Genomic DNA, 260 nt, shown 5'->3' with positions numbered 1-260 from the left:
ACCGCGGCACGCTCTCGTGGCGAGGAGCCGATCCTGTTTGCAGAGTGGCTGAAACCTGGCGCAACGGTTGTCTCGATTGGCTCGACCATTCCTGAACAGCGCGAAATTGACGTTTCGGTCGTTGAGCGCAGCGACATCATCATCTGCGACACACTGGAAGAAGTGCTTGAGGAGACTGGGGACATGCTGGCTGCCAAGGCAGCGGGTATCGAGTTCCATAACAAGGCATTCAGCCTGGCCGATCTCATGAGTGGCGCGTG

At 58.1% G+C, this 260-nt stretch carries 1 pseudogene; it reads left to right on the top strand.

Annotation, left to right across the window (positions count from 1 at the left end):
• Positions 1-260 (top strand): annotated as a pseudogene (locus tag SB756_RS31765) (ornithine cyclodeaminase family protein); the annotation flags it as partial.

The organism is Pseudomonas sp. SIMBA_068 (genome assembly GCF_046534705.1).
Lineage (GTDB): Bacteria > Pseudomonadota > Gammaproteobacteria > Pseudomonadales > Pseudomonadaceae > Aquipseudomonas > Aquipseudomonas putida.
The sequence above is the reverse complement of the archived record's forward strand: the minus strand, read 5'-3'. Positions and strand labels throughout refer to the sequence as shown.